20 protein-coding genes, 3 tRNA genes and 1 pseudogene are annotated in these 17,895 nt (G+C 69.4%); 3 read left to right on the forward strand and 21 right to left on the reverse strand.

Annotated features, from left to right (window positions below; all coding sequences use genetic code 11):
- Positions 1-106 precede the first annotated feature (106 nt).
- From NCC78_RS32165 to NCC78_RS04290, 12 genes are all read right to left on the reverse strand, one after another.
- On the reverse strand, positions 107-667 hold the full coding sequence (locus NCC78_RS32165; protein ID WP_308220859.1) for a tyrosine-type recombinase/integrase: 561 nt from the start codon (positions 665-667) through the stop codon (positions 107-109).
- Entirely contained in the window at positions 648-1,442 is a 795-nt protein-coding gene (locus tag NCC78_RS04240; protein WP_250791836.1) for a hypothetical protein, read from the reverse strand. The genes NCC78_RS32165 and NCC78_RS04240 overlap by 20 nt, the downstream gene beginning before the upstream one ends.
- A gap of 663 nt (positions 1,443-2,105) precedes the next feature.
- On the reverse strand, positions 2,106-2,390 hold the full coding sequence (locus NCC78_RS04245; protein WP_250791837.1) for a hypothetical protein: 285 nt from the start codon (positions 2,388-2,390) through the stop codon (positions 2,106-2,108).
- 90 nt (positions 2,391-2,480) lie between these two features.
- On the reverse strand, positions 2,481-3,611 hold the full coding sequence (locus tag NCC78_RS04250; RefSeq protein WP_250791838.1) for a tyrosine-type recombinase/integrase: 1,131 nt from the start codon (positions 3,609-3,611) through the stop codon (positions 2,481-2,483).
- Complete coding sequence (locus NCC78_RS04255) at positions 3,611-3,823, reverse strand: excisionase family DNA-binding protein (RefSeq protein ID WP_250791839.1); 213 nt, start codon at positions 3,821-3,823, stop codon at positions 3,611-3,613. Before NCC78_RS04255 ends, NCC78_RS04250 begins: the two co-directional genes overlap by 1 nt.
- A complete protein-coding gene (locus tag NCC78_RS04260) occupies positions 3,808-5,547 on the reverse strand; it encodes a replication initiator (protein ID WP_372495046.1) in 1,740 nt (579 codons plus the stop codon). The genes NCC78_RS04255 and NCC78_RS04260 overlap by 16 nt, the downstream gene beginning before the upstream one ends.
- Positions 5,544-6,188 carry a GGDEF domain-containing protein gene (locus tag NCC78_RS04265; RefSeq protein ID WP_250791840.1) on the reverse strand — a complete coding sequence of 215 codons (645 nt, stop codon included), beginning with the start codon at positions 6,186-6,188 and terminating at the stop codon, positions 5,544-5,546. The genes NCC78_RS04260 and NCC78_RS04265 overlap by 4 nt, the downstream gene beginning before the upstream one ends.
- Positions 6,185-6,823: a DUF2637 domain-containing protein gene (locus NCC78_RS04270; RefSeq protein ID WP_250791841.1), complete on the reverse strand. Its 639-nt coding sequence runs from the start codon at positions 6,821-6,823 to the stop codon at positions 6,185-6,187. Before NCC78_RS04270 ends, NCC78_RS04265 begins: the two co-directional genes overlap by 4 nt.
- Positions 6,820-8,250 carry an FtsK/SpoIIIE domain-containing protein gene (locus NCC78_RS04275; RefSeq protein ID WP_250791842.1) on the reverse strand — a complete coding sequence of 477 codons (1,431 nt, stop codon included), beginning with the start codon at positions 8,248-8,250 and terminating at the stop codon, positions 6,820-6,822. The genes NCC78_RS04270 and NCC78_RS04275 overlap by 4 nt, the downstream gene beginning before the upstream one ends.
- A gap of 3 nt (positions 8,251-8,253) precedes the next feature.
- The gene (locus NCC78_RS04280) at positions 8,254-8,655 is read right to left on the reverse strand and encodes a hypothetical protein (protein WP_250791843.1); all 402 of its coding nucleotides are present in this window, start codon (positions 8,653-8,655) and stop codon (positions 8,254-8,256) included.
- Positions 8,652-8,885, reverse strand: coding sequence for a hypothetical protein (locus NCC78_RS04285; protein ID WP_250791844.1), 234 nt, complete (start codon positions 8,883-8,885; stop codon positions 8,652-8,654). Before NCC78_RS04285 ends, NCC78_RS04280 begins: the two co-directional genes overlap by 4 nt.
- 87 nt (positions 8,886-8,972) lie before the next feature.
- Positions 8,973-9,398, reverse strand: a complete 426-nt coding sequence (locus tag NCC78_RS04290) for a hypothetical protein (protein WP_250791845.1) — start codon at positions 9,396-9,398, stop codon at positions 8,973-8,975.
- Between the two features lie 159 nt (positions 9,399-9,557).
- Here NCC78_RS04290 and NCC78_RS04300 point away from each other — a divergent pair, with 159 nt between their 5' ends.
- On the forward strand, positions 9,558-10,367 hold the full coding sequence (locus NCC78_RS04300) for a GntR family transcriptional regulator (protein WP_284706247.1): 810 nt from the start codon (positions 9,558-9,560) through the stop codon (positions 10,365-10,367).
- Positions 10,364-11,107: a PP2C family protein-serine/threonine phosphatase gene (locus NCC78_RS04305; protein ID WP_250791846.1), complete on the forward strand. Its 744-nt coding sequence runs from the start codon at positions 10,364-10,366 to the stop codon at positions 11,105-11,107. Before NCC78_RS04300 ends, NCC78_RS04305 begins: the two co-directional genes overlap by 4 nt.
- Before the next feature lie 370 nt (positions 11,108-11,477).
- Here NCC78_RS04305 and NCC78_RS04310 read toward each other — a convergent pair whose 3' ends face one another.
- Together NCC78_RS04310 and NCC78_RS04315 are read right to left on the reverse strand one after the other, a co-directional pair.
- Positions 11,478-12,281, reverse strand: a complete 804-nt coding sequence (locus NCC78_RS04310) for a DUF4145 domain-containing protein (protein ID WP_250791847.1) — start codon at positions 12,279-12,281, stop codon at positions 11,478-11,480.
- 140 nt (positions 12,282-12,421) lie between these two features.
- Entirely contained in the window at positions 12,422-12,751 is a 330-nt protein-coding gene (locus NCC78_RS04315; RefSeq protein ID WP_250791848.1) for a hypothetical protein, read from the reverse strand.
- 196 nt (positions 12,752-12,947) lie between these two features.
- On the opposite strand from NCC78_RS04315, the gene NCC78_RS04320 reads away from it, so the two are divergent.
- Positions 12,948-13,412 (forward strand): hypothetical protein, encoded by a 465-nt coding sequence (locus NCC78_RS04320; protein WP_250791849.1) that lies wholly within the window; start codon positions 12,948-12,950, stop codon positions 13,410-13,412.
- A 225-nt stretch (positions 13,413-13,637) separates the two neighbouring features.
- Here NCC78_RS04320 and NCC78_RS04325 read toward each other — a convergent pair whose 3' ends face one another.
- From NCC78_RS04325 to NCC78_RS04355, 7 genes and pseudogenes are all read right to left on the reverse strand, one after another.
- On the reverse strand, positions 13,638-14,507 hold the full coding sequence (locus tag NCC78_RS04325) for a YDG/SRA domain-containing protein (protein WP_250791850.1): 870 nt from the start codon (positions 14,505-14,507) through the stop codon (positions 13,638-13,640).
- A gap of 373 nt (positions 14,508-14,880) precedes the next feature.
- Entirely contained in the window at positions 14,881-15,219 is a 339-nt protein-coding gene (locus tag NCC78_RS04330; protein WP_250791851.1) for a hypothetical protein, read from the reverse strand.
- A 751-nt stretch (positions 15,220-15,970) separates the two neighbouring features.
- Positions 15,971-16,044 (reverse strand) — tRNA-Phe (locus NCC78_RS04335).
- 102 nt (positions 16,045-16,146) lie between these two features.
- Positions 16,147-16,223, reverse strand: a tRNA-Asp gene (locus NCC78_RS04340).
- Between the two features lie 33 nt (positions 16,224-16,256).
- Positions 16,257-16,329 (reverse strand) — tRNA-Glu (locus tag NCC78_RS04345).
- A gap of 154 nt (positions 16,330-16,483) precedes the next feature.
- Positions 16,484-17,281 (reverse strand): polysaccharide deacetylase family protein, encoded by a 798-nt coding sequence (locus NCC78_RS04350; protein WP_250791852.1) that lies wholly within the window; start codon positions 17,279-17,281, stop codon positions 16,484-16,486.
- A gap of 77 nt (positions 17,282-17,358) precedes the next feature.
- Positions 17,359-17,895: pseudogene (locus NCC78_RS04355) on the reverse strand (MerR family transcriptional regulator); the annotation flags it as partial.

Here is a 17,895-nt window from a genome sequence, read left to right on the forward strand (position 1 = left end):
CGAGCACTATATGCCGCCAACGGGTATATGCCGAGGAGATGCTCCCAGGCGCTGGCATCTGCCTTCCAGTTGCGCAGGTCAAAAAGCCATCGCTGCTCCGGTCCAACTAGCTGCGCATGGTGATGTGCCGGGGCAGCCGTGCGGCATTACCGTGCGCGGCGAGTTCCGACAGGGCTCTGGCGATCTCACGGTCGCGGCCGTCGATGGCGTGCAGGTACCGGCGAGTGGCCGTCATGGACGAGTGCCCGAGTCGCTTCATCAGGTCCGCCAGGGTCGCGCCGGTCTGCGCGGCGAGGGTTTGACCGGTGTGCCGCAGGTCGTGGAAGGTCAGATCATCAAGGCGGCCCGCAAGCGGGCCGTGCCGGCCCGGCCCCGGCCTGCTGGCGGCCTCCGGCCGGCATCGGCCGGGCCGGCCGGCCACAGTTGACGGAACACCAAGAGCACTGAGGCTGAGGCCGGCCGATCGCGGTCGGGGCTGCTCGCCATCGAGGTTGGGGCGATCGCTGCCGCGCAGCGGAGCTGCTTGCCTCCGAGTCTCCCGTGGACTGCCCGCGGTTCGATGGCGCCGAGGACCAGGGCGCGCCCATCCCCCGGGTGCCCGATCCTCTACGCCACCCGCCCCGGCTCGACGGGCGGTCCACGGTCGGCTAGCCACCCCTGCTGGCACTTGGGCTACTTCCCGGCGCGGCAGCCCTCGCGTCGGTGGCGGGGATGGTCGGGTTCTCTCGCCTGGCGAGAACGATCACGCCCACCAGAAGGAGCACAAGCCACAGCGGCACCAGCAGGGGAGCGAGTGCCCGCCAGATGGGCCACACCGGCTCGGCGAGCCTGTTCGCCGCCAGGTCGGTCCAGGTGAGGGCGACGCCCGGGAGCAGGGCGACCGTCACCAGCGTGCCGACCAGCCGGGGTACGGGCGGACGTCGCCGCGCCAGCACCCAGAACAGCGCCGCACCGGCGGCGGCGCCGAGGAGGGTGCCAGTGACCGTGGCGGCGAGAAACCCGTCGGGTGCGGCCGGTGCGATGCTCAGCCTCGACCCGTACGCCCGGTGGGTGAGCGTAACCGTCAGCCCGTCTCTCTCGGCCCGCCAGCCGTCGCACGGAGCACCCGGCACGCGACGGAGCTCCTGCCACCCCCGCGTCGCGGCGGTGCGCCGCAGCTGCTCCGAGAGCGTGCAGTCGGCACCTTCGCCGTACTGGAAGTCCAGGCGACTCCCGCCGAAGTCGTCGATAGCCAGAAAGACGCCGTACCGATAGCCGCGCACGATCACCGAGCCGGTTGGCTCGGCTCCAGGGAGCAGCTCTTCCGCCACGCTCTGAGATCGGTCGGGGCTGAGCGGCATGGTGCCCCGGCCGCCGTACCAGGAGCCGACGCCCAGGCCGGCCGTGCCCAGCAGCACCGCGCCGAGCAGCAACACCGCGACGTGCCGTAGCCGATACCCCACCGGCCCACCCCCTGTCACACTGCGGCACAGCCTAGCCTTGCGCGATCCATCCCTAGTGCCCAGCGCGAGGACATCAGGGGCCAGCCGAGGCCACGGGAGACTGCCGAGACCAGGCCGCCGAGCCGGTGGCCTGCCGGAGATCCACAACTCCCAAGCTGGCAGTCGCCCATGCAAGCCGGTGACCGTGACGGGCCATCCATGGGCCAGTAATGGTGGCGCGCAGCGGTCATGAGGGGGCACGAGAGGTGGCAACCTCCGCTGCCGGCCGCAGGCGTTTCGGGCATCACGACCGCTTTGAGCGCGCTCTTCCAGGCTGAGGCTCCCGAGCGTCCTGCGGCCGGAGGGGGCTGACGGCCGCCGTGCCGGGTGTGAGGCCGGCCACCGAGGCGCTCCATGCGTAGCAGCTCCGCCCGTGCGATCCACGTGCGATAAGGGGCGGCCACCAGTGGGATTCCGGGGTCGACGAGGGTCAGACCGGACAGCCGGGCCACCAGGGCACAAAGCAGAGCGCCGACCGGCGTTTCCGCTGATCGGCGCTCCTGTAGCCCGGCGAAAGGCTATGTGGCCAGGGGCGGGGTCGAACCGCCGACCTTCCGATTTTCAGGCACCCGCATTTCGGCAGGTCAGGGAGCCGCCGGAGGTCGCCGTGCAACTAGCGTGCAACTAGGCGCACGCCCCCTCGGTCGCCCGCTCCCGGTGCGTGGTTCCCGAGTCGCCCAACGCGTGCCCCGGCACCGCTATGCAGAACTGCCCAGGCTTGGCATTGCACACTGGGCAGTGGCGATATTCCGGTCTCTCGGGGCACGGCTGCCCCAGCTTTTCCAGCGCTCGGCTGATGCTTCCGGCCGCCTCGTGCAGTTGGTCGTCCTTGTGCCTTACGGCAGCGCGGTGAATGATCAGGAGCGCATCCTGCATGTCGATGTTCATGCGCTGCTGTTGTTCGGTCACGAGGGAACCTCCTACAGCTCGCTCAATGCGCCGTCTCCCCGTTCCAGGCTTCATGAAACACCCGGGAAAGGCTTCCATGGCACTCACCAACTAGTGCCGCATGGTGATGTGCCGGGGCAGCCGTGCAACATCACCGTGCGCGGCCAGCTCCGACAGGGCTTTGGCGATCTCACGGTCGCGGCCGTCGACGGCGTGCAAGTACCGGCGAGCCGCAGCCATGGACGAGTGCCCGAGTCGCTTCATCAGGTCCGCCAGGGTCGCCCCTGTCTGCGCGGCGAGGGTCTGCCCGGTGTGCCGCAGATCGTGGAAGGTCAGATCATCGAGACCCACCTTCTTCCGCGCCCGAACGAACGCCTGATACAAGGTGTTGCCACGCAGCGGCGTGCCATCGCGGCTCACGAACAGCCGATCCGTGCCCGCGTACTGATCCAGGTGTAGCCGGACCAGCGGCACGACGTGGGGCGGAATGGCGATCGTCCGCTTCCCTGCCTCCGACTTGGGATCCTTGTCGAACGCCTTCCCAAGAGCGTGCAGCGGTTCGACGCGAGCGTTCCGAACCGTGATCGTGTGCTCGGTCAGGTCCACGTCTGAGACACGGAGGCCGGCGATCTCACCGCGCCGCAGGCCGCACCACGCGGCGACGAGAACAGCGGTGCGGTAACGCGGGTTGATGGCGTCGACCAGGGCGACGACCTGAGCGGGCGTGGCGACTGGCCGCTCAGCGACGCGCACAGTACCGGCACCGGGAATCTGGCATGGGTTCCGGGCGATGATGCCCTCCCGCACAGCGGTGTTCATGACCATGCGCAGGAAGCGGTACGACTGCGAGATGGAGGTGCGTCCGCCCTTGCCCCGCAGCGCGGCAGCATGCCACTCCCGAACCCGACTGGCGGTGAGTTCACGAAGCGGCACGTCGACCAGGGGTGCCAGGTGCAGCCGCAGGTTCCGTTCGCACGTCTCCCGCCACCGAACGCCAATCTTCGGGCTGTCGCGCAGAATGGCCCGCGCGTAGTTGCCGAACGTTTCCGACGCCGCACGGTCGTCCAGCCAGGTGCCGCGTGAGATGTCCGCCTCCACCAGCGTCAACCAGCGGTTGGCGTCCATCTTCGTCTTGAAGGTGTGCGGCGCGGTCTGCCGAACACCGCCACCAGGCGGCACGAACGAGGCTTGGAACCGCCCAGAAGGCAGCTTGCGGACCATCCCGAACCGACGCTTGCCCATCAGGCCACCACCTTCCCGCCCGACCACGACACGGTGACCGGCTCCACCACGCCGGAGGCGATGAATTCCGCCAACGCGCTCTCGGGGATGCGGACGTGAGAACCGCCGAGCTTGACGTAGCGGATGCGCCGCTCTGCGATGAGCCGGCGGGGGAAGCGCTCGGTGGTGCCGAGGCGCGCCGCGGCTTCCTTGACCGTCAGCAGCTTCTCCACTCGGTGACCTCCTTCCCGGTCGTGTCCGTGGTCTTGGTTGCCGAAACGTCGGGCGGCCCGTCGGCGGCGCGTCTGGCAGCGTCGAGCTGGGCGCGCCATTGGATGCGTTCGGAGATGGCGCGCAGGACCCGGTGGCCGAGGGGCGCAACGTCGGGGTCGGTGGGTCGGGCGAGTTCCCAGGCGTGGCGTTGTTCGCCGCCGGCTGGGGCGGTGTCGGCGTCGATAGTGACGCCGAGCAGGGCCTTGACCCAGTCGCGGCGGTCGGCGCGGTGGTCGGTGAGGGTCTTGCCGGACCACTGCCGGGAGATGAGCACGCGGCGCCCGCCGATGCCGAGGGTTTCCCGCTTGTGGACCTTGTTCTTGCAGTTCCCCGGCCGCAAGCCGGGCCGTGCCTTCTTCGGCTGGACGCCGTAGAGCAGCCAGTTGGCGCACCGCTCCGAACACGGCGTGTGCCGCAGCTCCATCCAGAGGCGTTCCAGGTGGGCGCGTTGCCTGCCGGTGATGACCTGGTGGCAGTCGGCAGCTTGCTTGGTGAGGTACTTGGTGATGTAGCCGACGCACCGGTCGGCGTCCTTTGTGCCGGCGAGCACGCCCTTGGCGTCGACCTGGACGCCGAAGCGGACGACGTGCACCGGGGTGGCGTCGGGGTCGGCGTCGACCTGGTCCAGGGCGTCGTCCCACGTCGGCAGCAGCCGGCCGGTGGTCGGGTCGGTGTAGCCGGCGGCGTCGGCGTCCCACTGCGGAGCCTGCCCAGGTTCGTAGGTCCGCTGGTCGACGGACGGCCACCACACCTGGTGGTAGGTGGCGGCGGCGACCTGCCGGACCAGCGCCCGGGGGATGGTGCCCCGGATGGCGAAGTGCGCGTGCGGGGCGAGGCGTCGTTGTGGTTCGACGGCTCCGGCGTATTGGACGTTCCAGCCGACCGCTCGGCGCAGGTTCTGCCAGAACCGGTCGAGCAGTCGGGGGAAGTGCACCGCATCCCAGGCTGCCCGTCGGTAGTCGTAGCTGTCCGGGTCGACCGGCGTCCCATCGGAGTGCACGCGGCCGTAGGAGCCGAGGGTGAGGGTCAGAAACATCGACGGCCGGAATACCTGCCCGTCGCGGCCCTCATACGTGCGGCCGACCGTGCGGTTCTCGACGGGTAGCCGGGGCAGGTCCGGGGCATCCTGCCGGCGCTTCGTGGAGCGCACCCGGCGCTTGCCGTCGCCGTCCTCCTGGTCCTCGCTGGCGTGCGGGGGCGCTGGTCGGCCGCGGAGTCCTTCGGTGGTGATCTGGCTTTCCAGCTCCGCGATGGCGTCGTCCAGGTCGGTGACCTGGTCCCACTGCGAGGCGCGGGCGGCTTCGTCACGGGCGAACTCCAGATGGGCGCGGGCGACGATCAGCCCGCGTTGCGCGTCGGTGGCCGGCTCCGGTCCGGGGTCGGGTTCGTCGGTACGGTGCCAGCCCTCGCGGATCTGCTGCTGCCGCAGCCGGCGGGCGCGGGTGGCGCAGGCCGGACACTTGGCTTCCTGCGTGGCGCCGCAGGGCATGTCGATGACCTCGGTGCGCCCCGAGTCCAGGTCGGTGCGGCGCAGGGAAACGGGGCGGGTGCAGACGCCGTAGTCGGCGGCCAGATCCTTGACCACGTCGACGGAGCGGGGCATGAGCATCCGGGCGGCCCGGGAGCCCGGCCTCGGAGCCCCGGTGTCGGGGGTGAGGCCGGGCAGCGTCGGGATGATCGTCACCGGCCCACCCCCACAGCCGTGCCGAGGTCGCGGACCCGCAGGACGGGGCGGGGGTTGGCGGTGGCGTGGTCATCGCGCAGCGGGTCGAAGGCCACCACGCCAGCCCGGGTGGTCTTGGCCCGATACATGGCGGCGTCAGCGTCGGCCAGGGCGGCGGCGAGGCCGGCCGGACTGGCGGGGGCGAGGCCGATGCTCGCGGTCACCGACACCGCCACACCGGAAGGGAGGCGGACCGATGCGGCGATGGCGGCGGCGAGCTGGCGGGCAGCCGTGGCCGGATCGGTGTCGAGGAGCAGGGCGGCGAACTCATCCCCACCGAGGCGGGCGGCAACGCCGTGGACGGTGCGGAGCCGGGACGCGACGGCGGTCAGCACCAAGTCCCCGGCGGCGTGGCCGTGGGTGTCGTTGACCGGCTTGAAGCCGTCCAGGTCGACCACAACCACCCACGGGCGCAGCGGCGCGAGCTGCTCCCAACCGGCGGCGAGGCCAGCCCGGTTCGCCAGCCCAGTCAGCGGGTCGCGGAGGGTGGCGCGTTGCAGAGCGGCCAGTTCGTAGCGGGCGACATAAAGCCGGTACTGATCCCATGCGAACAGGGCGAGGATGGCGACGAGAAGCAGGCCGGACAGGAGTGCGTCGGTCATCGGGTCACCTCTCCGATCAGCGGGACACCATTGCGGCGAACGAAGGCGGTCGGCGGCACCGGGGCGACCTGGGCCGGGCGGGCAGGCTCGACCGGCACCAGAGCGACGGGCTCAGCCACCGCCGGCGCGGCGACCGGGGCGGGAGCCGGCGGGGCAGGCTGCTCGACGGGGCGGGCCGGCGCGGTGGCTTCCCCTACCGGGCGGGCCGGCGCAGCGTCGGTGGCGGAGGTCGGGGCGGGGGCGGTGGTCAGGACGAGCTTGGACAGGCCGATGAACGCCAGCGCGGGCACGGCCGACAGCAGCCACCCGGACAGGCCCGGCTTTGCCACGGCCAGCTGCGCGGCGAGGGAGAGCGCGACGGCGGCGACGAGCAGGGACATCGGGTAGCCGATCGGCCCACCTGTGCGACGTCGGCGGCGGATCGTCAGCAGCGCGGCGACGGGGACGAGTTCGGAGATGACGGCGTTGGCCCAGCCGAACCACTCGCCGGTCCCAGGTGGGGAGTTGTCGAGGGTCCAGTCCTTGACGTGGGTGAAGGACGCGGCCCCGGCGAAGCCGGCGACGATGAGGAGGATGGCGACGAGGACCAGGCCCTCAGCGCGGTCGGCGCGGGTGTTGATGGGGTGGGGCTTCATGCGGCACCGTCCAGGATCTCGCCGTCGATGACGCGCAGCCGGCCGTAGGTCTGGGCCATGTCGCGGATCTCGTCATCGGTCAGGTAGGAGAAGCGGACCCGCATCGGCGTCGGGTCACCGTCGATGACCACGAAGCCGACACCGGGCAGGGATTGAGGGATGCGGTCGCACAGCGCGCCCCGGTCGCGCATCCCCTCGCCCAGCACCAGGTCCACCTGAGCGGCCTCAGCCAGCCGCAGCCCGATGCGGGTCGGGAACAGGTCGCGGAACGGCAACACCTCCTTGCGGGGGTCCTGGATCGCGGCGACCACGTGGACGCCGACCGCCCGCCCTTGGCTTAGCAGGATCGACAGGGCGGCCTTGACGCGGTCCTTCAACTGCCGGTCGGTCAGGTACGCGGTGAGGTTCGCCAGCTCATCGATGACCAGGACGATCAGCGGCTCGTCCGGGGTCGGCGTGTGCTGGCGGGTCCGGCCGCGCAGGTTGGCCGCCCGGTCGCGGGCCGTCGAGGCGGCTTCCTCGATCAGGCCGGCCATGGCGGCGTAGTCCTTGCAGGCGAAGCGGGTGAACATCGGCGCCCCGATGCCCAGCTCCATGCCGCCCTTGGGGTCCAGGCCCCAGATCTGGACGAGGCCGGTGGTGACCCCGGCGGCGAGGGAGCGGACCACGGACCAGATGACCGAGCCCTTCCCCGCACCTGTGGCGCCCACGACCAGGACCTGAGTGCCGAACAGCCGTAGCGGGTAGCCGTCGCCGTCTTCCTGGCGGCCGACCGGGAGGGCGGTGAACTCGGGGACCGCCGGCACGGGCAGGGGGCGGACGAGCTTGGCGAGGGGGTCACCGCGGAACAGGTGCAGCAGCACCACATCCGGGCGCGGACCCGGTGCGGCTTTGACCTGCCGGACGCCGAAGGTGTGGGCGAGGCGTTCGGCGACCTTGGCGAAGTCGTCGGGGATCTGCCCGGTGACCATCCGCACCGTCACCACGTCCACCCCGGAGGCGCAGCGGACGCGGCGCAGGACGGGCAAGACCGTGTGGGCGTCAAAGGAGACCGCGAGCTTGGCGGTGACCATCGCGGCGTGCCAGTTGCGGCGGTAGACCATCCGCCGGTAGCGGGACAGGACCGGCCGCCAGCCGAACCGCAGCCACGACGGCCGGTGCCCGAACGCCCACCCGGTCGCCACGGCGGCGACGGCGCCCACGACGACGGCGGGACCAGCCCAGCCGAACCGGAGGTACAGCCAGCCGAAGAACACCGCCGGGCCGGTGACGTACCAGAAGCGCACCAGGACCACGGCCAGGCGGCCGAGAGCCTTGGCGGTCCACCAGGACAGCGCGAGCCACATCGGGATGCGGACGAACGGGGTGCGGACGTTGATCGGAGCGCCCTCGATCCGGTCGCCCCGGATCACGTTGACCAGCGGCACGGCTCAGCCCTCCCCGACCGTCGCGGCGAACAGGGCGGTCTGCCCCGACGAGGCGGGACGACGACGCACCACGCGGCGACGCACCGGCATCCGGGCCGGTATCAGGGCGGCCAGGTCGACCGGGCCGGACTGCGGGGCGGGGACGTGGCGGGTCATGGTCGGCAGCCACCGACCCCGGCCGAGCACCGCGCGCAGGTCAACGCGGTCGGAGACGTGCGGGGCGATCAGATCCGGGTCCAGGTGGCGCAGCTTCACCACAGTCCGCGCCAGGGCAGCGGCGGCGGCGGAAATCTCCACGAGGGCGGCGACCCGGACGGCGTCGGAGGGAATCGTGGTGTAGACGTCGCGGGCGGCCCGGATGCCGGGGCCGGCCAGGCGCATCACGGTGCGGCGGTGGGTCTTCACTGCGACCACCCCGCCCGCACCCGCGCCGACTCAGCCCGAGCACCCGCCGCACGAGTGGCGGCCTGCTCGGCGTCGGGTCCGCCTTCAGCGGCGATCCGCTCCCACAAGTCCGCGAGCTGGTCCTGCCAGCCCGCCCACGCCCTCTCATCCAGCACGCTCGACGGCATCGCCGCCGACACCGCCGCGATGTCCGCGACCGTCACCCGGGCAGCGTTCGATACGGTGGGCATCAACCCACTCCTTTCAGGGAGATCAGGGGAGACGCGGGGCGGGAATCGTCTTGGCGGAGGAGGCCCGCCCCGCGCGTCCAGATCTGGTCAGGCCGCCTGCTTCACGGCGGCAGCTTCGGTCATCGCCCCGGCACGGATCGACCACGCCTGACGCGCCCGGCACTTCCCCGAGCCCTTGCACCGCTGCGAGTCCACGTACGGCGTGAGCGTCACGTCGGTGAACTCCACCGCCGGCGGATAACCCGGGATCTTCGACGCCGGCGGCACCGGCTGCACCGGCGCGGCGATCTTCACCTTGACCTCCTTCGACCCGCCGAACTTCCCGGCCTCCGGGTCCAGGTCCAGCACCTTGACCACCCACAGCCGCTCACCGGTGTCCTTGTCGCGGGCCTGGTCGTCGCCCTGGCCGCGCTTGTCGAAGTCCGTCACCGGCTCCACACCCAGGCACAGCGCGCCAGCCGGGAACACGTAGTCGAACGGAACCGGCACCTTCAGTGCGTTCGGAACAGCCACCTCGGCTCACTCCCTCTCGTCGCGAGACGCCGTCGGGTTCTCCCGACGCACGCGCCCGCATCACATTGTCTTGGGATAATCGGCTACCGATAGTCTGGGGACAATCGTGGACGCTGTCAAGGATTGTCTTGGGATAATCGCGGAGGAAGAGGTGTCGAGATGCCCGTACACTCGCGCTACCAGGACATTGCTTCCAAGATCCGCGAACGGATCGAAGCTGGAGAGTGGGGACCAGGCGCCCGGCTTCCTCGCTTGGACGACTTCGCGACCGAGTACGGCGCTAACCGTGACACCATCGGCCGGGCCATCGCTGTGCTGGAAACAGAGGGCTACGTCTGGGCGGTGCAAGGCCGCGGGATCACCGTGCGCTACGGCACCATGCGCCCGCGTCGTCCTCGTGGTGACTTGGTCAAACGCAACGAGCAGGCCACCGGCTACTCGTTTCCCTCTGCGAGTAGCCAGGAGGTGTGGGTTCGCCACGGGGAGGCGGTCAACGCTCCCGCACCGCTCAATGATCCACGCATCGCCAAGCTGCTAGGCGTCACGCCGGGCACCGAGGTGCTGCGCCGGTTCCGAGTGACCGGCCCAGCTTCCGAGGCGCCGTTTCAGATCAACATCTCCTGGATTCACCCACGAGTTGCGGACATCGTCGCCGACGTCGACGCGAACCCGGCGGCCGGTGAGTGGCTGTACCGCATCGAGAAGGCCGGCCACTGGCCGATCAGTTGGATGGAGCTCCACCGGGCGCGAATGCCCAGCAAGGACGAGGCCGCGCTGCTCGACATCCCGACCAGCCTGCCCGTCCTAGAGATCGTCCGGGTGGGCACATCAGGAGCCGACAAAAAGCCGGTTGAGGTCACCGAGTACGTGGTCGCCAGCGACCGTGTTGAGACCGTGCACATCCTGCACCGGGACGAGAACGCGCGTGATCCGTGGCCTGACGATGACACGTTGGCAGGTCAGGCATGACTTCAAAACCCGGTGTGCACGCTGCAAGCCGGACTCACGTGGGCCTGGTCAGGCGACGCAACGAGGACTCCTTCTACCAGGGGCAATGGCTCTACGCAGTCGCCGATGGCCTCGGTGGCCACGTCGCCGGTGACATCGCGAGCACAACGGCAATCGACGCCGTGAAGGCCTACGACCGGCTGGTGCCGGCGGCAGACCTTGCCGACGTGCTCGGAAGGGCGATCCACGACGTCAACGACAAACTTCGTCAGCGAATCCGCCAGGAGCCTGAGCTGGCAGGCATGGGAACCACCATGGTCGCCGCCCTGTGGTCAGGCGACACGGCAGTCCTGGCGAATGTCGGCGACTCCCGCGCGTATCTGATGCGCGACTTCCGAGCCACCCCCAGCCCGTTGGTTCGAGTCAGTGAGGACCACATCTATCGGCACCTCGTATCCGACGCGGGGGACGTGCCGGACCTGCCTGAGAAGCTGGCGCGCTTCCTTGACGGGCGAACCGACGGTCGATCACCGGATCTGACCGTCCTGCAGCTCCGCCCTGGTGACCGGTTGCTGTTGTGCTCGGATGGGCTGAGTTCGTACGTGCCGCCGGAGCTGATCCGCAGTGCTCTCAACTCGGCTGACAGTCCGCCGCACGTCGCCGACACGCTCATTGCCGCCGCCCTCGATCATGGTGGGCACGACAACGTCACGGTGATGGTCATCGACATCGCGGACCAAGCACTCGACGACCGCCGCTGATCGGTCACCCAGGACAACGGGCACGGTAAACCCACTGCCGAATTGGCCTCTTCTGAATCAAGGCGGCCCGCAAGCGGGCCGCGCCGGCCCGGCCCCGGCCTGCTGGCGACCTCCGGCCGGCATCGGCCGGGCCGGCCGGCCACGCTAGGGATGATCAGGCCCTTGAAGACCTCGGGGCTCCGCCCCGAACCCCGGCCCTCCTCAGAGATCAGCCGGGAGCGGATCACCTCGCCGGGCACCACAAGGGCTACCAGCCTCCCCGGACGGGGCCAAGGTCGTTCGTCCGGTAGGGCGCTCCACCTTGTCCCCGTCCGGGGAGGCTGGACGGTCTACGACTGCCCGACGAGGAGATCCGCAGAGGCCGCGAAAGCTACTCAGTCCCCGCATCCGCTTCTTCTGAAGCCGTCTTGAGCAACTCAAGTTCGCCAGGCACCTCGAACAGGTTTCGGAGCAGCTGAGCCGTGAACCGTAGAGCGCGCTGAACATCGTCTTCCGTCAGCTTTTCGTCCGTGAAGTGTGCACCAAGGTTCCCCAGCTTCCGCACGTAGTGGAGGACCTCGGAGAAGTCGACCGTCACGGCGCCGTCTTCGATCAGCTTCTGGATGCTCTGGACGAGAGTCCGCTCGCGAATCCCTTTGTGAGCGGCTGCGGCCTCCAACGTCTTGCGGAGCTGGACAGCAGCGGCATCCGGAACACCCGCCCCAAGTACCACCTCCGCATCGCGGAAGAACCCTTCAACGTCCTCTGGAAGGTGCGCGATCTCGTGGGCACGGTTGCCGTCTTCCGGCACCTGCTTCATGACGAAGACGTTGAGCCCTCTGTTGATCTCGCTGTAGCTGGTCAGGTTGGCACCGGTCGCTGGCTTAACCTCGACGAGTACCGCCCCAGCACACCGGGGGCAGGTGAAGACTCCCCAAAACCGCTGCTTTCCCGAGTCAGCTTGCTCGACTCGCGACCACTGCACGTTCAGCGCGATGTTGCGCGTCTTGCACCAGGGGCAGTCCCGATAGCCCACCTCAGCGAACCGCACGTAAGCCTCCCATCGCCGTGGGCCACCGTAGCCTAGGAGTACGACGCAGGAAAGATCGCTCGTTTCGATGGGGTCCTCTACAACCTCAACAGTTGCAAGGCAGGGGTTGGCGATTCGCTTCCGGCCTGCGGTCGCGGCGAGCACCCGGCGTGCCATTGGGCGAGGACAACAGGGGCAGCCGAGGCCACGAGAGTGTGCCGAGACTAGGCCGCCAAGCCGTTGGCCCGCCGGAGATCGACAACTCCCAAGCTGACAATCGGTGCGGATGTCTAGCCCGTCGCCGGCTACGAGAGTTGGTCCTCATCACCGAGGTTCAGCATGAACGGCGATCCGGAATGATCCGGCTGCCATCCACGGTCAAGCGCTTGCCGTATGGCGCTGGCGACCGCCGAAGGCAGCACCGGAGACGCCGGAGCGTCCATCCAGTTGCCCGGATGAGGGGACGGCAGCCGGACGATGAGGGTGGCGCAGCCAGGTGCGTCCGTCCGCTCAACGGCAAGGTTCAGCGGTGACCAGGTCAAGCCCTGGCTGTACGTCGGCTTCCGGCGGACGAACCAGCGGTAGCGGATCCCGTCGACAACGATCGGCCTACTGCCCCGCTTGTTGAGCGCCACTCGTCCCCCCGCCGTGCTGTGGCCAGCATTCCGCCGCCGTGCAGCCATTCGTACAGCCAAGACCGCCAGCCAATGCCGACGTGATCCGACACTGACGGACGGCTTGAGCAGGGGCAGGCTACCGTGACCAGCCATCCGCAATCTTCTTCTAATCCCCAGGCCGCGAGACCTACGGCATTCCGCTACGGTGCGGCCCATGCTCAGGGAGTTTCGGCGGCGGGAGCTTTCGAGTCTGACCGCGTGGACTGGCGGCGACGGTCCGATGCCGGCCGAGGTTGACGTCGTCGGCGTCGAGTACCGGGGCCGTCTGGGGCATCCGTCCTCGTATGGCTTGCTAATGGCGCGTGCTACCGACTCGCCGGGAGTCCGGCTCGACCTCAACCTGATGCCCGTTGCGCTCTCCGTTCCGTGTGATGAAGTCACGCTCGGGCCAACCGAGCCGGAGTACGCCGAGGCCCTCCACGCCGCAGGCCGGGACCTCGCTACGGGTCTGGTCATCACGGCCGTAGGCGAGGGCTTGTATGGCTCCTCGGTTGTGGTCTTCACCCGCCTGGTCGCTGTCATCTCTCTGCTGATGGCAACGGGTCTGGAGTCGGCTGACGAGGTTGACATCTGGGCACACTGGGACAGCGCGTGGCCTGAACCGCGCCGCAATGCGTGAGCACCGCCATTGCGGGACGCGAGCTGTGACGTCGCGGCTGCGCGCCGGCAGTTGCCGAAAGGCCGAACCCGAAGCGGTCCGCACCTAGTCCGCAAGAGGTCGGCGGATGGCGGGGAGCGGTGAGAGGTGTTGAGAGGCATTTCCGCTGCTAGACGCCCATCAACCCAGCTCGCCGGGTGGCCCATTTTGATCTCATAATTCCTCGGTCGCGTGCCCATCAAGTCGCTAGATGCCGCCGCTGCAGAGCGACGCTCGGTAGGCGAGGTGCCCGTAGGCGATCCCGTGATCCGCGGCCATGCGCACTCTGCCGATTTGCCGCCCCGTCGCGGTCTCGTACACGCCGAGATCCTCACCGATCCAGATCGCTCCGGCGTCGAAGAGGACGTGGTGATTGGGGCAGAGGCAGAGGATGTTGTTGAGGGCGTCCGGCCCGTTGTGAGGACGACCCATCGGGCGGACGTGCGCGCCCTCGGCGTAGGGGCCAGCCGGCGTCTCGAGGCGTGTATCGCAGATTTGGCAGCGGTAGTCGTAGAGCTGCTTCACCCTCAGGGCGAGGGCGGTGTTCCGTACAAGGCGTTGGATCACGGCCGGGACTCGGGGCGCCGGCTGGGTAGACGGCTCGTGGGTGGGTGGCTGATCGATGTTGTCAAGGCTGACGAGCCGGAACCTCCAGATGCGGAAGCCGTCCTTGCCACCTGCCGGCCAGTGATCGACCACCCTGAAGAGTCCGTCATACCGGAAGCCTTTGGAGGGCGAGAATCCCGGGTGGCCGCCAGCGCCGCGGATGACCCGAACAGGGTTGCCCTCTAGCTGGTTTCGGGCGAGCCCGGCATTACCCAGGGCCAACTCCTGGTGGGCTATTTGCCGCTTCGTGCCAGGGTCGTTGCCGCCTTGCCCGGTGTACACGATCTCATCGCCGTAGTCCTCATCATCGATGTAACCGCCGGACACGACGATGGACTCAGCGCCATCCCTGCCGCCACAGATGCCGCCCTGTAGGGGCCGATGAACCTTGGACGCAGCCAGCTGGGTCCGGTTGAGGAACGTTGAACCCACCGGATATCCAGGGATCTCACCGTACGTCCGCACACTCATAGCGGGCACCGTAAACCATGCCCCTGACGAGACAAACGGAACGAGCCCACCCTGCCTGCCTCTACGGATCAGAAGGTCGATGGTGCATGGCTGTACAGCCATCCGTACAGCCAACACCACCCGCTGACACCGATGCAGCCCGACAACCGCGGACGGGTTTACCAGGGGCGCAGCCATCTGACCAGCCGCCCCTGATCTTTTTCTAATCCCAAGGCCGGTCCAGGCCGCCGGCGCCAACGTTGACAACCGCTATTGAGACTCGTCCGGTAGGGCGCTCCACTTTGTCGCCCTGGCCCTGGCCCGCTCCGCAGAGTGTGGGTCGGCGGCAGAGGACATGGCAGCCAGCGAGTGAGCTATCGGGCCGGCCTGCGCGCTACGCCACCAGGTTGCCGGCTGTGCTCAAGACGACGCCCAGGCCCAAGAAGACGACGGTAGCCAGAGCGCTCCGAGCCGACTCGCGACTGATGGCGTAGGTGATCAGCGTCCTGACGAACATGACGTCACCCCAAGTCATGTCAGGTACAACGCCTCGTTGTCGGCGGTACTCGGCCGCGGCCTCTCCGTCGCTTCTGTGCAGGTGGCTGGATTCCCGGATGATGGCGACGCGTGCTGCCGCCTGCCGGTAGGCGACGACGGCAGAGACCGTGGCGATGCCGATAGCGACCAGTTCGAGGATGCCGCCGATCAGCGACAGCCATTTGCCGAGCGTCATAACGCCATGGTGGCGCACCTGATCAACCGAGCGGTGAGGCGGGACGTCAAGAGGCCGTGAGGTTGCGGCGAGGCCCTAGCGTTGGCGTCTGCCTGATGCCTTTGATCCTAGGGAGCGGGATGGACCCGTCCGGCGTTGCTGACCTGGTAACTGTCCTCGTCTCCGTGCTAGCCGTCGGTCTGTCCGGTTGGAGCATCGTTTACGCCCGGCGGGCTGCCCGGACTGCGACCGAGGCAGAAACCCGCGCGGGTACACCAAAGCTGACGGGCACTCTCGTCAACGCGATGGGTGGCAGCCAGCACCTCCGCATCCTGAACGAAGGCCCAATCGATCTTGACCATGTGGCGGCCGAGCTGGTCCCTCCCCGGATGTTCCAAGATTCATCGCCCGTCACCGCCATTAGCTCCGGCCAGGTGATGACGAAGTCCGGGCAGTCGGTCGACCTCGGATCGTTCAGAGTGGGTGAGATCCACGACTTGGTCCTCTGGCGAAACGGCCGCTTGCAGGGTGAGGTGAGGTGCCGGTGCCACTGCCGATCTGGTGAGCGTTCGTGGGTGGTACTCGTCAGGGTTGACCTGACTGCTCTGCTCTAGATCAAGGCGTGCAGCGAACGTGCAACATGCGGCGGCGATCACCGGCCAAGAGTGGTCAATCAGGGCCAACGGTGACGAGCGCAGCCGAGGGCATTACAGCAAGATCCCCACCGGCGTTTCCGCTGGTGGGGATCTCTGTAGCCCGGCGAAAGGCTATGTGGCCAGGGGCGGGGTCGAACCGCCGACCTTCCGATTTTCAGTCGGACGCTCGTACCAACTGAGCTACCTGGCCGTGTTGCTCCGGCTCATGCTACCCGCACGGCGGGCTTGCCGCCGCGAGGGTCACATGCTCCGATACGCAGAACGCCGCGCATGGTGGGCGCGGCGTCAGCGCTGGCGGTCCTGACGGGACTTGAACCCGCGACCTCCGCCTTGACAGGGCGGCGAGCACTCCAACTGCTCCACAGGACCTAGCTTTTGTTGCCTCCGACCGAAGCCGGATCGTGCCCCCAACGGGATTCGAACCCGTGCTACCGCCTTGAAAGGGCGGCGTCCTGGGCCGCTAGACGATGAGGGCGGCCCCGCCATCATTGCACACTCGCAACTTCAAGCGGACTTGCTCCCATCCGGCCCCGCCGGAGGCTTGGATAGCTTACGTGATGGTCGGCCGGTGGACCAAACCGGTATGGCTCCAGCCGCAAGCAATCGTAAAACCGCAGCTCAGCGGGGGTCTACCGGAGTCGGGTGATGCCGAAGCGGCGTTTCAGGTCGGTGATCAGGTGCGGGCAGGCGGCCAGCGTCTGGGCCCGATTGCCGCCCCCGTCGTGCAGCAACACGACCGCACCGGGCCGGGCCGCGGTGTGCACCCGCTTGGTGATCGTCGCGGCGGTCGGCTTCCCCCAGTCCTGCGGGTCGACGGTCCAGTGCAGCGACCGCATGCCGAGCCGCTTGGCGACCGTTACCACCTCGGGCGTCCACCGGCCCCCCGGCTGCCGGTAGAACGGCACCTTCGCGCCGGGGACCGCCGCCCGGATCGCCGCGTTGGTGCGGACCAGGTCGGCGCGGATCTCGGCGACCGGTCGCCGGGCGAGGTCCATGTCGTGGTGCCAGCTGTGGTTGCAGAGCTGATGCCCCTCGCGGACGATCCGCCGGATCAGCTGGGGATGCCGCCGGGCGTGGGTGCCCACCACGCAGAACGTGGCGGTGACCCGGGCCGCGCGGAGCCGGTCGAGGACCTGCGGCGTCCAGACCGGGTCGGGGCCGTCGTCGAAGGTCAGCGCCACCGGTCGTACGCCGGTCGTGCGGTGCAGCCCCGGCGGCAGAGCGGTCGGGAGCGGGCGGACCGGGCGCTTGGGCGCGGCGCTGCGGGTCGGGCGCGGCGTCGCCGTCGGCGACGGCTCGGCGGGCAGCGTGCCCGAGGCGACGGGGTCGGGCGCGGCGGTCCGGGGGCCGGATCCGCTCGGCTCGCCGCAGCCGGCGAGGAGGAGGACCAGGGACAGGCCGGACACCAGTGCGGCGCGTGGGCGCATCGTTCGCTCCCGAAGGGGGGTCGGGGTCTGCGGACGCACCGACGCTAGTGGACGGCTTCCCGCCCCGACACCCCCGGTCAGTCCGCCGTCGACTGGTCCAGCGAGTCCCGTACGGCCAGCGCCAGCGAGACCGCCTCGGCCAGGTCGACCGGTCGCACCACCCCGGCGGGGAGCGTGTCGGCCCGCCAGCCGGGCCCGGCGGCGAGCACCAGCAGCGGCCGTCGGGGCGCGGCAAGCAGGGCGGTGAGCTGGGTGGGGTCGGCGGTGGCCCGGGTGTGCGACCAGACCACGACGGCGGCGGGTCCCACCCGGTTGACCGCCTCGACCAGCGCCGCCACGGGCACCCGGGCGCCGAGCATCCGGTAGGCGACGCCGGCCTCGGCGAGGGCGGCGGCGAGCGCCTCCAGCGGCAGGGTGTGCTGCTCCTCGTCGGCGCAGGAGAGCAGGATGCGGGGCGGTCCGGTGGGCGCGTCGGCGCGGGCCGTCGCCGAGAACGCCTCCGAGACGCAGCGGGACATCAGGTGCTCGACCTCGATGAGGCCGGCCGTGGCGGCGTGCCGCTCCCCGATGCCGGCGAGCACCGGGCGCAGCAGCCCGTCCCAGGTGGCGACCAC

Origin of the sequence: Micromonospora phytophila, assembly GCF_023656545.1 — a bacterium.
GTDB classification, from domain to species: domain Bacteria; phylum Actinomycetota; class Actinomycetes; order Mycobacteriales; family Micromonosporaceae; genus Micromonospora; species Micromonospora phytophila.